The 12,462-nt window shown below is 71.2% G+C and carries 13 protein-coding genes; 6 read left to right on the forward strand and 7 right to left on the reverse strand.

The window, feature by feature from the left end; genetic code table 11:
• Positions 1-30: 30 nt before the first annotated feature.
• Together AC07EJ_RS37370 and AC07EJ_RS37375 are read right to left on the reverse strand one after the other, a co-directional pair.
• Complete coding sequence (locus AC07EJ_RS37370; RefSeq protein ID WP_165914281.1) at positions 31-228, reverse strand: DUF5999 family protein; 198 nt, start codon at positions 226-228, stop codon at positions 31-33.
• Positions 229-569: 341 nt separating this feature from the next.
• Positions 570-1,157: a hypothetical protein gene (locus tag AC07EJ_RS37375; protein ID WP_362909905.1), complete on the reverse strand. Its 588-nt coding sequence runs from the start codon at positions 1,155-1,157 to the stop codon at positions 570-572.
• A gap of 491 nt (positions 1,158-1,648) precedes the next feature.
• Between AC07EJ_RS37375 and AC07EJ_RS37380 the strand changes: the two genes are divergently transcribed.
• Positions 1,649-3,169 carry a glutamate-cysteine ligase family protein gene (locus AC07EJ_RS37380; protein ID WP_478885924.1) on the forward strand — a complete coding sequence of 507 codons (1,521 nt, stop codon included), beginning with the start codon at positions 1,649-1,651 and terminating at the stop codon, positions 3,167-3,169.
• Between the two features lie 66 nt (positions 3,170-3,235).
• On the opposite strand, the gene AC07EJ_RS37385 is transcribed toward AC07EJ_RS37380, so the two are convergent.
• On the reverse strand, positions 3,236-5,005 hold the full coding sequence (locus AC07EJ_RS37385; protein WP_478885925.1) for a substrate-binding and VWA domain-containing protein: 1,770 nt from the start codon (positions 5,003-5,005) through the stop codon (positions 3,236-3,238).
• Positions 5,006-5,168: 163 nt separating this feature from the next.
• On the opposite strand from AC07EJ_RS37385, the gene AC07EJ_RS37390 reads away from it, so the two are divergent.
• Positions 5,169-5,969, forward strand: a complete 801-nt coding sequence (locus AC07EJ_RS37390; protein ID WP_478885926.1) for a CPBP family intramembrane glutamic endopeptidase — start codon at positions 5,169-5,171, stop codon at positions 5,967-5,969.
• Between the two features lie 88 nt (positions 5,970-6,057).
• Here AC07EJ_RS37390 and AC07EJ_RS37395 read toward each other — a convergent pair whose 3' ends face one another.
• Positions 6,058-6,867 carry a PhzF family phenazine biosynthesis protein gene (locus AC07EJ_RS37395; RefSeq protein ID WP_478885927.1) on the reverse strand — a complete coding sequence of 270 codons (810 nt, stop codon included), beginning with the start codon at positions 6,865-6,867 and terminating at the stop codon, positions 6,058-6,060.
• Between the two features lie 139 nt (positions 6,868-7,006).
• On the opposite strand from AC07EJ_RS37395, the gene AC07EJ_RS37400 reads away from it, so the two are divergent.
• Positions 7,007-7,627: a PadR family transcriptional regulator gene (locus AC07EJ_RS37400; RefSeq protein WP_389486648.1), complete on the forward strand. Its 621-nt coding sequence runs from the start codon at positions 7,007-7,009 to the stop codon at positions 7,625-7,627.
• 88 nt (positions 7,628-7,715) lie between these two features.
• Here AC07EJ_RS37400 and AC07EJ_RS37405 read toward each other — a convergent pair whose 3' ends face one another.
• Together AC07EJ_RS37405 and AC07EJ_RS37410 are read right to left on the reverse strand one after the other, a co-directional pair.
• A complete protein-coding gene (locus AC07EJ_RS37405; RefSeq protein ID WP_389486650.1) occupies positions 7,716-8,144 on the reverse strand; it encodes a type II toxin-antitoxin system Rv0910 family toxin in 429 nt (142 codons plus the stop codon).
• A 120-nt stretch (positions 8,145-8,264) separates the two neighbouring features.
• Positions 8,265-8,432, reverse strand: coding sequence for a hypothetical protein (locus tag AC07EJ_RS37410; protein ID WP_165914282.1), 168 nt, complete (start codon positions 8,430-8,432; stop codon positions 8,265-8,267).
• A gap of 219 nt (positions 8,433-8,651) precedes the next feature.
• On the opposite strand from AC07EJ_RS37410, the gene AC07EJ_RS37415 reads away from it, so the two are divergent.
• The 3 genes from AC07EJ_RS37415 (at position 8,652) to AC07EJ_RS37425 (ending at position 11,675) form a co-directional block, all read left to right on the forward strand.
• Positions 8,652-9,164, forward strand: coding sequence for a peptidase (locus AC07EJ_RS37415; protein ID WP_478885928.1), 513 nt, complete (start codon positions 8,652-8,654; stop codon positions 9,162-9,164).
• Between the two features lie 221 nt (positions 9,165-9,385).
• Positions 9,386-10,486: an EamA family transporter gene (locus AC07EJ_RS37420; protein ID WP_478885929.1), complete on the forward strand. Its 1,101-nt coding sequence runs from the start codon at positions 9,386-9,388 to the stop codon at positions 10,484-10,486.
• Positions 10,487-10,742: 256 nt separating this feature from the next.
• Entirely contained in the window at positions 10,743-11,675 is a 933-nt protein-coding gene (locus AC07EJ_RS37425; protein WP_389486763.1) for a DMT family transporter, read from the forward strand.
• Between the two features lie 77 nt (positions 11,676-11,752).
• Here AC07EJ_RS37425 and AC07EJ_RS37430 read toward each other — a convergent pair whose 3' ends face one another.
• On the reverse strand, positions 11,753-12,451 hold the full coding sequence (locus tag AC07EJ_RS37430) for a pyridoxamine 5'-phosphate oxidase family protein (protein WP_389486656.1): 699 nt from the start codon (positions 12,449-12,451) through the stop codon (positions 11,753-11,755).
• Positions 12,452-12,462: the final 11 nt, after the last annotated feature.

Here is a 12,462-nt window from a genome sequence, read left to right on the forward strand (position 1 = left end):
ACTGGGGACGCCGTCGGCGTCCGGATCCGCTCAGGCCGCGGTCACGACGTGCACCGGGCGGTGCGGAGCGATGATCTGGCCGTTGGGCAGCAGCTCACCGGTGTCCTCGAAGAGCAGGACGCCGTTGCAGAGCAGACTCCAGCCCTGTTCGGGGTGGTGGGCCACAGGGAGTGCGGCCTCCCGGTCGGCGGAGTCTGCGGACGGGCACGGTGGCTGGTGCTGGCACATGGATGGGATCTTTCCCTGTGGAGTGATGTCGGTGATGGGTGCGATGTCGGTGTCTGTCCTGCGGCTCGAAGCGTTGTTCATGGCCGCCCCCCGTTTGTCGGTCGGTCCGGAACCCAGTGTTGCCCCACGGGCGAGAATCCGCAGGTATTTCGTCGCAGCGGTCCTCACTGGATGAGGACGCGTCACCCGTGCGGACGGTTCACCCCAACTGCACTGTCCCTTCGGGTGGTTCGGGGTGGCCTGACCGGGCTAGTCCGGACGGGCGGGCGAGGGCAGGGCTGCGCCCCGCGACCGGTCGGCATCGGCAGCGGGGCGCGGGCGCGTCAGGCGGCCCGGTCGCGTCAGGCGGGTGAGCCCAGGAGTGGCGCTGGGGTCAGTCGATGGGTGAGGACGGGCAGCAGTTCGGCGACCCGGTGCGGGCGGTGGGCGGCGATGCCGGGCGGCGCGGGCGCGAGCGGGACCAGGAGGTCGCTGGCCGCCGGATGTCCCGTGGAGGCGTCGGCGTTGCAGTCCCCGTGCAGCCACAGGGTGAGCATGTACAGCTCCGGGACCGAGAGCAGGCGCGGCTGGTAGGCCGCGGGCAGGGACTCGGCCTGACGCAGCGCGCGTTCGGTGGCCGCGACGTACGGGCCCTCGAAGAAGTGCGAGAACGCCCAGCCGTCGGCGGTCAGGATCGTGTCGGCGGCGGCGACCGCCCGCTCTCCGCAGCGGATCAGGAAGCGCCAGCCGGCGAGCCGGGTGGGTGAGGGGCCCGCGCTGCCCGTGACCCGGTCCAGTACGTGGACGGGCAACGGGAGTTCGGGGCTCGCCGGTCCTTGGGCGGAGCGCAGGGAAGGGGTGCGGGCCTCGCGGACTGCGGTGGGGGAACCGAGGGCCGTGAGGACGGTGCGCAGGGCGGGCGCGGGAGCCGGAGGGACATGCAGCGGCATGGTGGGTCGCCTCTCATTCGACAGGCACGGTGGATCGAGGGCGTGGCGGGACGAGCGGACGGCGCTGTCTGCTGACCGGGCCAGAGGGGGCGGGGGCAGGTACCGCGAGCGCCAACTCTCTGCCTCGTTCGCGGAGTTTATACGACGCGTGTTCACGCAGTGTTTCGGCTAGCCGTCTCGAAAATACTCGGCAAGGCGTTATTCGGTCATCGAAATGAGGGGAATCTCCCGATTTTAATCGGGGCTGGATCCGTGACCTCGTAATCTTCACGGCGAGCGGACGGCTGATTCTCGTCGGTGTTTATCACCAGGCTAGGTGGAACCTAGTCTTCGACATGCCGCATGCCTCGTGAATGTGCCCCGTGACAACTGCTGCGAGCCTACTCGCCGACGGCGGGGAGCGGGGCGTTATCGATCACATTGCCTGGGCATCATCCACCGAGACACGGCGGCCGGACGGCCGGGCCATCCAAGCGAGGAGGGACGCTTCCATGGGGGAGAAGGTCGTGGCGGGCGCGTTCGACCTGTCCGATCGACGGCACTACCGCAGGAAGTTGCAGCAGTGTCTGGTGGGGCTCGCGAGGCTCCTGGAGGAGCAGCGGTTCGACCGTCCGAGGAATCTGATGGGGCTGGAGATCGAGTTGAATCTCGCTGGGCCCGACGGCATGCCGAAAATGATGAATGCGCAAGTTCTCGAGCGCATCGCGAGCCGTGATTTCCAGACCGAACTCGGAATGTTCAATCTGGAAGTTAATATTGCCCCCCACCGATTGGAAGGCCGGGTTCTCGACCGGCTCGCCGAGGAGCTCAGGACCGGCCTCGCCTATGCCCACCGGAAAGCGAACGAGGTGGACGCCGGGATCGTCATGATCGGCATTCTCCCGACGCTCGTGCCCGATGATCTCGTCTCCGCGAACCTGTCGGACGTAGACCGCTACAGCCTCCTCAACGACCAGATGCTCGCCGCGCGCGGCGAGGACTTCGTGGTCGACATCGACGGGGTGGAGCACCTGCGCTGCACCTCGGGCTCCATAGCGACCGAAGCGGCGTGCACCTCCGTGCAGTTGCACCTCCAGGTCACGCCCGCCCGCTTCGCCGACGTGTGGAACGCCGCGCAGGCGGTCGCCGCCGTGCAGGTCGCGGTCGGCGCCAACTCGCCGTTCCTGTTCGGACATGAGCTGTGGCGCGAATCGCGGCCGCCCCTGTTCCAGCAGTCGACCGACACCCGCCCGCCCGAGCTCCAGGCCCAGGGGGTGCGGCCGCGCACCTGGTTCGGCGAGCGCTGGGTCAGCAGCGCGTACGACCTGTTCGAGGAGAATCTGCGCTACTTCCCGCCGCTGCTGCCCCTGTGCGACGAGGAGGAGCCGCTGCGCGTCATCGACGACGGCGGAGTGCCGGCGCTGGGCGAGCTCGTCCTGCACAACGGCACCGTCTACCGCTGGAACCGGCCCGTGTACGGCATAGCCGACGGCAAGCCGCACCTGCGCGTGGAGAACCGCGTCCTGCCCGCGGGCCCCACCGTCACCGACGTCATCGCGAACGTCGCCTTCTACTACGGCGTCGTGCGCGCCCTGGCCGAGGACGCCCGCCCGGTCTGGAGCCGGCTGCCCTTCGACGCCGCGGCCCGCAACTTCGACGAGGCGTGCCGGCACGGGATCGACGCGCGCCTGGACTGGCCGCGCCGGGGCCGCTTCGGCGGGGTCGAGAAGGTGCCCGTCGTGACGCTCGTACGGGACGAGCTGCTGCCGCTGGCCGCCGCCGGGCTCGACGCCTGGGGGGTCGAGGCGGCCGACCGTGACTTCTATCTCGGAGTGATCGAGGAGCGCTGCCGGCGACGGGTCAACGGGGCCTCGTGGCAGGCGGCGACGTTCCACTGCGCGCTGGAGAGCGGCCTGGAGCGCGATGCGGCGCTCGCGGCGACCACCCGGCGCTACTGCGAACTGATGCACGCCGGGGACCCGGTGCACACCTGGCCGGTGGGGCTGCCGGCGCCGGCGGTGCAACTGGGTTGACCGGCAGGGCGGTTCGGCCCGGCCGGCTCCGGCAGCCCGGTCAGCTCCGTCAGCCCGGTCACCCCGTCAGCCCTTGGCGCCCGCCTCCACGATCGCCTTGAGGATCACCGCGTGGATCTGGGCCGGGTCGCTGACCTGGTGACCGGAGCCGCCGGTGGCCCCCGCGATCTGCTCGACCTCGTCCTTGTCCGCGTCCGGGCCGACCGCGATGGCGATGAGCGGCACCGGGTGCTGCGGGTCGGCGAGGTCCTGGAGCCGGGAGACGAGGCTGCTGCGTGAGATCGACCCGACGTCCTGGTTCGCACCGTCGGTCACGACCACGAGAGCGTTGAACTTGCCGCTCCGGTAGGACGACGTGGCCTCCTCGTAGGCGGCCAGCGTCGTGTCGTAAAGCCCCGTGGCGCCGCCCGGGACGGGCTGGAGGCCGCTGAAGGCCTCGGACAGCTTGTCGCGCTGGGTGCCGCCGCCCTTGCGGTCGCCGAGGCGTTCGGTGGGCACGAGCTTGCGGTAGTCGCGGTTCCCGTCGAGGAGCGTGGCGAACTCCCACAGGCCGATCTCGTCCTCGGGCGTGAACGTGGCTAGCGCCTGGAGCATCGACGCCTTCGTGACCTCCATGCGGGACTGGTTGCGGCCCGGCACGTAGTTCGCCATCGAGGCGGAGGCGTCCACGACCACGGTGATCCGGGCGCTCTGCACCGTGATCGTCCACATGCCGAGGGTCTCCTGGAGCTCCTTGTCCGTGGGTGGTTCGGAGTCAGACGTCGCGTACGGCTGCGGACTGCGGCCGCCCGCCCCGGCGACCAGCGCGTCCGAGGGCTCCTCGTCGTCCGTCCTGAAGCCGTGCTTGTCCAGGATCCGCAGGCCGGCGTCCTCGCCGAGCAGGGTCATGAGGCGGATCGCGGCCCGCCGCTCGTCCGTCGACTCGGTGCCTTCGTCGACCAGGGCGAACGGGTAGTCGAGCTGCGCCGAGCCGTCCTTCGGGTAGAAGAGTTCGAGCCCGTCCTTGTCGCCCGCGGTCGCGTTGTACCGGAACGAGGACTGCTCGGAGAGGATCAGGGCCTGGTTGCGGCGCGGATTGCCCTGCTCGGTGCCGGAGGAGTCGCGCGCCAGGGTGTCGGTCAGCTGTCCGTCGCTGTCGGTGGTGCGCTGCGAGAGCGCCTTGGCCATGGCGGCGGCCTGCGTGTCGTCCCCCGACCCGGACTTCTTGGTGGAGGCGCCCAGCTGCGTCAGGGCGAGGAGACCGGTCGCGCTCCGCGCGGGGTCGGCCGTCCCGAGCCGCAGCTTGTCGCCCTCCATCGCCGCGCCGGTCAACTGCGCCCAGGTGTACTTCTTCGCGGGCCAGCCCATGCTCTTCGCGGCCGACGGCACCATGCTGATGCCGATGGGGGAGGAGGCTATGTTGCCCATCGCCGTGACCGGGGTGGCGTTCTCGCCGAGGCCGGCGCGCTGGATCCACAGACTCGAATCCGGCACCCACGCCTCGTACTGCGCGGTGCTCTTCCCGCCCTTCCGCAGGGAATCGGCGACCTTGTACGAGTCGCCTGCCTGCACACGGGTGTCGAGGCACTGCCCGTCGGAGGTCAGATGCTTCTTGCGGGCGAGGTCCGCGGCGTCGCGCAGCGCGGGGACGACATCGGGCGAGGCAACGACGTCGAGGTGGACCGTCCCGTCGCAGGCCCCGCCGAAGGAGAGCAGGCCGCTCCGGGCCGCCAGAGCCGTGCCCCCGGCGACCACGAGGACCAGCGCCGTGGCGATGGCCACGGTCCGGCCGCGCGTGCGGGGGCGGGGGTCGACCGCGTCCGTCCCATACTCGTCGGGCAAGCTGTGACGTCCCATGCGGTGGTGCCCTTCCCTCGGCCTGGCCCGGCGGAAGGGGAGAGGTACACCAAAGAACGGCCTTCGTCCCCCCGGCCTGTCGCGCGCGATCTTCGTACCTGTATTCGAGACCCTAGCGGGGCGGCGTGGGGGATGAGGCGGGATTACTCAACTGGAGGCAGGTGTGCAGGCGGAGGTGGGTGCGGTGGCCGATTCTTTTCCGAGTGAGCGGCTCTCGCGACGGATTCTCCGGAACGAGACACTGCTCGTTCTGGCGCTCTCACTCGGCGCGAGCGGAGTGTCCGCGCTGATCAGCTTCGTCGGATCGGTCACCAAGCCGGGAGGTCTGAAGGACCAGGCGGCGACCCTGAACGCCTCGGCGGCTCCAGGGCGGCCGTGGCTCGATCTGGCATGGCAGTTGTTCGGGATCGCGAGCGCGCTCGTCCCGGTCGCGCTCGTCGCGCATCTCCTGCTGCGCGAGGGCGCCGGGATGCGGACGATCGGCTTCGACCGTACGAGACCGCTCTTCGACGTGACCCGCGGCGCGGTGATCGCAGCTGTCATCGGCAGCACGGGCATCGCCTTCTACCTGGCGGCCCGGGGCCTCGGCTTCAACCTCACGGTCGTGCCGGAGGCGCTGCCCGACGTGTGGTGGAAGTACCCGGTCCTGATCCTCTCGGCGATCCAGAACTCCGTACTGGAGGAAGTGATCGTCGTCGGCTATCTGCTGCGCAGGCTGGGTCAGTTGGGCTGGACGCCCGGCACGGCGATCGTGGCGAGCTCGGTGCTGCGCGGCTCGTACCACCTCTACCAGGGCATCGGCGGCTTCTTCGGAAACCTGGCGATGGGTCTGGTCTTCGCGTATCTGTACCGGCGGTGGGGGCGGGTCGGGCCGCTGGTGGTGGCGCACTCGCTGCTCGACATCGGCGCGTTCGTCGGATACGCGCTGCTCGCGGGGAAGGTGGGGTGGCTGCCCACCGCGTGAGGTCGGAGCGGGTGTCTGACGCAGGGCGCCTGATGCGGGGTGCCGGTGCAGGGGGCGTACGAGATCTTCGTACGCCCCCTGCGGCGTGCTAGGCCAGCAGGTCGCCCTCGATGACCGTGACGGCGCGGCCGGTCAGCAGGGTGCGGGTGCCGCGCAGTTCGGTGCGGACGAGGCCCGTGCGGGCGGAGGCCTGGAGGCCGGTGAGTTCGGCGCGGCCGAGGCGCGCGGACCAGAACGGCGCGAGGGCCGTGTGGGCGCTGCCGGTGACCGGGTCCTCGTCGATGCCGAGGCGCGGGAAGAAGCAGCGGGAGACGAAGTCGTGGCCGCCGGCGGGGTCCGCGGCGCGGGCGGTGGCGATGACGCCGAGCTCCGAACGGGCGGCGAGTGCCTTCAGGTCGGGCGTGAGGGCGTGCACGGTCTTCTCGTCCGCGAGCTCGACGAGCAGGCCGCCGACCTGTCGGCCGGGGTCGTGGACCGAGAGCGGCTCGGCGCCCAGGGCGGCCGCGACGCCCTCGGGGGTGTCGATACGGGTCAGGGGCGCGGTGGGGAAGTCGAGTGTGATCGTGCCGTCCTCGCCAGGGGTCGCGACGAGCACGCCGCTTCGGGTGGCGAAGCGGACCGGGCCGTCGGCCGCGCCGGTGCTGTGCAGCACGTGCGCGGTGGCCAGGGTGCCGTGGCCGCACATGTCGACCTCGGTCGTGGGGGTGAACCAGCGCAGCGCCCAGTCGGCTTCGCCGCCGACGGGCAGTGGGTGGGCGAAGGCCGTCTCGGCGTGGTTGACCTCGGCGGCGATGTCCTGGAGCCGGGCGTCGTCCGGGAAGGCGTCGAGGAGCAGGACGCCGGCCGGATTGCCGGCGAAGGGGCGGTCGGTGAAGGCGTCCACGATTCGAATGCGCATGGGCTGACGCTACGGGGACGGCGAACGCGCAGGCCAAGGCCAATTCGGGAGAGCTGGACCGACAAGGGGTTGCCACCCGAACAGTCCCGATATATCGTTGACGCATCGCGACCGATCAACGATGGAAGGAATGATTGCGATGCGTTCCCATGGCTACGAGCATGAACACGGACACGGGCATGGACAGTGCGGGCCCGGCCATCCAGGTCGGGGCGGCTTCGAAGGGCGGCGCGCCGCCTTCGGTCCCTTCGGGCCGGGCTTCGGCCCCGGACCCTGGGGTGGCGGAGGGCGCGGCGGCCGGGGCGGCGGACCTCGCGGAAGGGCACGGCGCGGCGACGTACGCGCGTCGATCCTGGCCCTCCTGAAGGACCGTCCGATGCACGGCTACGAGATGATCCAGGAGATCGCCGAGCGCAGCGGCGGGGCGTGGAAGCCCAGCCCGGGTTCGGTGTATCCGACCCTTCAGCTGCTTGAGGACGAGGGCCTGATCGCCAGCGAGAGCGAGGGCGGCAAGAAACTGTTCTCGCTCACCGAGTCGGGCCGTTCCGCGGCCGACGAAGGACCCGACGCCCCCTGGGAAGAGGCCGGGCGCGGGGTCGACTGGGACACCCTGAACGAGATTCGGCAGGCCGGTTTCGGTCTGATGGAGGCGTTCGGGCAGGTCTGGAAGACCGGCAGCAAGGAGCAGCGCGAGAAGGCGCTGACCGTCATCAATGACGCCCGCAAGAAGCTGTACCTGATCCTCGCCGACGAGGACTGAGGTCCGCCGGGGGTGATGCCCCGTACCGGCAGAGGCGAAGGCGCCCCGCACCGAGCGTGCGGGGCGCCTTCGCGTGTCCGCGCGCGTTTCAGGCGACGAGGCCGGCCAGCTTGCGCAGTGACTCGTTGAGCGCGGCCGTCGCCGAGTCCTTGAGCTTGCCCGCCATCAGGGACACCGCGGCGCCGGTGAACTCACCGTCGATGCGGACCGTCGTGGCGTCGCCGTCCGCGGTCAGCGTGTAGCGCGTGCCGACGGTGACGCCCATCGGCCCCTTGCCCCGGATGGCGAGGGTCCGGGTGGTCTCCAGGTCCTCGACGGTCCAGGTCACCTCCGCGGGGAAGCCCATGAGCTTCATGTTCTCCTCGAAGGTGCCGCCCACTTCGAGCGCCGTGGGGGCGCCCTTCGGGAAGCTCGTGTGCGTGGCGTTCCACTCCCCGTACGCGGTGAAGTCGGTGAGCTGGGCCCAGACCTTCTCTGCGGGTGCTCCGATCCGTGCTTCCGCGCTGACTTCGGCCATGCGGCCACCCCTTCTCGACGAGAGCTGCGGCGGGCGCAGCCGTGGTGTCGCGGAAAGTAGCCTCAGGGCCTCGAACATTCAATACTGATGAACCGTCAGAAGTGGCGGGAATGGCCGGGGTCAGCCGAGTTTCTCGATGACGGCCGCGTCGAAGAGGTCCGACGCCCGCGGGAACGGCCCCTCGTCGTGACAGTGCCAGGCGTCCCAGAACAGGTCGGCGAGCAGCGCGTCGTCGGGTGCGTACACCCGGTACACGTACTGTCTGCCGTCGATTGCTGGCAGGGCCACGAGCCAGCACCTGCTCTTCATACTTGTGAAGGACGAGTTCCGGTACGTCTGCGGTTGCGTGAGGGGCGCGATGCAAGGCGGCGCGCCCCTCCGGGTAAGAAGGGCGCGATCTCATCCGTAAGGAGGAGAACCCGGTCAGGCGTGCCCACCTTGTGTCGGACGTGGAAATGCTTCCCGCCGGGGATGCCCGGCCGGACAGGGGCTGATGAGGTGGGAGATGTGCAAAGCCCTACCCCGTCCGAGGCCGCGGCAAGCGGCCACGATCGTGCAGATGTTGACGCCAGGCTCAGTCCCGAGCTCGCCTCGGTGGTGGCCGGCGCGCGCCGCAGAGCCGTCCGTGACGGGGACCGTCAGATCGACACCGCGCATCTCCTGCACTCGCTCCTGGAGACCGACCCGCAGGTGCGCGAGGCGTTCGACGGCGGACCGCAGCTCGCCCGGCTCCTCGGCTATCTCGTGCAGCGGAGCATCGGGTACGGGCTCCAGTGGCAGGGCACGGTCGAGGACTCGGGCGCCGTGCCCGTCGTGACGGGGCTCGGCTGGTCGCCCGCCGCGGCCGCCGCGATGGAAGCCGCGCTCGAACGCGCCGAGCGTCGCGGCGACCCGCGGGCGCGCGGGGTCGACCTCCTCACCTCGCTCGCGGCGGACCGCGAGTGCCGTGCGGTCGAGGTGCTCGGACGGGCCGGTGTCGATGCGGAGAGCCTCCGGCGGCATGTCGAGGCCGGGTGCTGAGGCGGGCGGTTACTGGTCGGGGCCAGGCTCTGCGCTGAGGTTCGGCTTCGTGTTGAGGGGGCCTGTTCGGGCCGGGGCTTCGTGTTGAGGCTCGGCTGTTGATGCCTGGCTCTGTTCGGGGCGCGGTTCTTGAGGTCGCGCCCCGTTCGTCATGCCCGTCGCGTCCGGCACGTGAGACAGGGGTCATCGGGGATGACGGTCATGACGTCGGCTGTCATGATGTGCCGGTGCATGCGTCTCAGGGGATTCAGGCGAACCGCGGGCGAGGTGTCGGACTGGGGCTCGCCCTTGTCTCGGCGCTCGCCTTCGGCGGTTCGGGAGTGGCGGCGAAGCCGCTGATCGAGGCGGGTCTCGACCCGCTCCACGTGGTGTGGCTGCGCGTCGCGGGCGCCGCGCTCGTCATGCTGCCCGTCGCCTGGCGGCACCGCTCCCTGGTCGTCCAGCGGCCCGCGCTGCTCGCCGGTTTCGGCCTGCTGGCCGTCGCCGGTGTACAGGCCTGCTACTTCGCCGCGATCTCCCGTATCCCCGTCGGCGTCGCGCTCCTCATCGAGTACCTCGCCCCCGCGCTCGTCCTCGGCTGGGTGCGGTTCGTGCAGCGCAGGCCCGTGACGCGCGCCGCGGCGCTCGGCGTGGTCCTCGCGGTCGGCGGCCTCGCCTGCGTCGTCGAGGTGTGGGCAGGTCTCAGCGTCGACCTGATCGGCCTGCTGCTCGCCCTCGGCGCCGCCTGCTGCCAGGTCGGCTACTTCGTCCTGTCCGACCAGGGCAGCGACGCGGGGGACCGGGCGCCGGACCCGCTCGGCGTGATCGCGTACGGGCTGCTCGTCGGCGCCCTCGTGCTGACGGCCGTGGCGCGCCCCTGGGGCATGGACTGGTCCGTGCTCGGCGGCAGCGCCTCGATGAACGGCACCTCCGTGCCCGCGTGGCTGCTGCTCTGCTGGATCGTCCTGATCGCGACGGTCATCGCCTACGTCACCGGAGTCCTCTCCGTACGCCGGCTCTCGCCCCAGGTGGCCGGGGTCGTGGCCTGCCTGGAAGCGGTCATCGCGACCGTGCTGGCCTGGGTACTCCTGGGCGAGCACCTGTCGGCACCGCAGATCGTGGGCGGCGCGGTCGTCCTGGTCGGGGCGTTCATCGCGCAGTCGTCGGCTCCGGCGAAGCCCGAGGTCGTCGCCGTCGCTGTCGGCGTTGAGGCCTTCCAGGACAAGGCCGCTCCGGACAAGGCAGCCTCGGACGCGACTGCCGCGCACGAGGCGTCCCCGCAGTCCCCGCAGTCCCCGCAGTCCCCGGACAAGACGTTGTCCCGTCGAGGCAGCGCGAACTAAGGTGTTGATCATGCATTCACGCGCACTCGTGCTTCCGCCCCCGGTCGCGTAACGCGGGCGGCGGCCGCCCGGAGCTTCGCCCTCCGGCGGTCCATCTGACGAAGATCCGGCTCGGGACGCCCCGAGCGGGTCACGGCTGCCCGCAGACGACAGTCCGTGTCCCTGCCCCGCCCCCGTCCATGGGGCGCGGAGGCCATTCTTCGTGGAGAACCACGTGTCGCACACTGTCGCGGCTGACTCAGCCGACACCTCGTCCATCACGTCGCCCGTAGGGGCGACACCGCTGCTGCCCGTAGGGCGCGGGCTCCTCTACCTCGTCGTCGCAGGCGCCGCCTGGGGCACCGCGGGCGCGGCCGCCTCGCTGGTCTTCCGGGCCAGCGACCTCGGCCCCGCCGCCCTGTCGTTCTGGCGCTGCGTGGGCGGTCTCGCCCTGCTGCTCGTGGCGCGGGCCCTGCGACCGCGCCGGACCCGGCCCCTGGCCGAACCGCGCCTGCGCAAAGCGGTGCGGATCGCCGTCACCGGGATCGCCCTGAGCGTCTTCCAGACCGCGTACTTCGCGGGGGTCCAGGCGACCGGACTCGCCGTCGCCACCGTGGTCACGCTTGGCGCGGGCCCCGTACTCATCGCCCTCGGCGCGCGCCTGATCATGGGCGAACGGCTCGGCGGCGGCGGGCTGCTGGCTGTCCTGGGCGCGCTCGCCGGCCTCGCCGTGCTCGTGCTCGGGGGCGGCGGCGCGGCCGTGCGTCCCGCAGGGGTCGCCTGGGCCCTGGTCTCCGCGGCCGGATACGCCGTGATGACGCTGCTGACGCGGTGGTTCGGGCGGGACGGCCGCTCCGGCGACCAACTCGACACGTCCGTCCTGACGTTCGCCGTCGCCGCAGTGAGCCTGTTGCCGCTCGGCGCGCTGGAGGGCCTGGTGCCGCACACCTCCCAGCCGCTCCAGGTACTGGGGATGCTGGTCTACATCGCGTCAGTACCTACTGCGCTCGCCTACGCCCTGTACTTCTCGGGCGCCGCGGTCGTCAGGTCCGCGACCGTCTCGGTGATCATGCTGCTCGAACCGGTGAGCGCCGCCGTCATCGCCGTCGTGCTCCTCGGCGAGCGGCTGACCGCGCCGACGGTGGCGGGCACGCTCCTGATGCTGGCCGCGGTGACCGGGCTCGCCGTGGCCGAGGCGCGAGCGAGGTAGCCGGACCGGGCTCCCCGGTGCGCGTGCCGACGCTCACCGGGGAAGGCCCGCCCCTGAAAGAGCCGTAGGAGCGCGCCCTACGGAACCGTCAGGTAGTCCGGCACCGCGATGCCCGGGGCGAGGTCGTCGGCCGGGATCGGTGAGCCGTGACCCTTGGTCAGCGGGACGACGCCGGTCCAGTAGGGCAGGCCGAGGTCCTCGTCGTCGTCGTTCGGGCCGCCGGCGCGGACCCGCGCGGAGGCCTCCGCGAGGTCGAGGCGCAGGACGGACGTCGCCGCGAGTTCCTTGTCGTTCGCGGGGCGCGAGTCCTGGGAGCGGCCCGGCACCACGTGGTCGACGATCGCGTCGAGCGCCGTGCGCTTCTCGTCGTGGTCGGTCACCTGGCGGGCGAGGCCGTGCACCACCACGGAGCGGTAGTTGAGGGAGTGGTGGAAGGCGGAGCGCGCGAGCACCAGACCGTCGACATGGGTGACCGTCAGGCAGACCTGGAGACCGGGGTCGGCCACGCCCGCCATGCGCTGGACGCGCGCGCCCGTCGAGCCGTGTACGTAGAGGCTCTCGCCGACGCGGCCGTACAGGGTCGGAAGGACGACGGGGGAGTCGTCGCGGACGAACCCGAGGTGGCAGATGTACGCCTCGTCGAGTATCGAGTGGACGAGCTCACGGTCGTAGTGCGTCCGCTCGCGCTTGCGGGCGGGGACGGTGCGGTCGGTCGCCGGGTAGGAGGCGGAGGCGTCCCCGGAAGCGACGGTGCCGGGCTCGGATGCCACGCTCATTGCAATCTCCA

Source organism: Streptomyces sp. NPDC045026 (genome assembly GCF_056432625.1).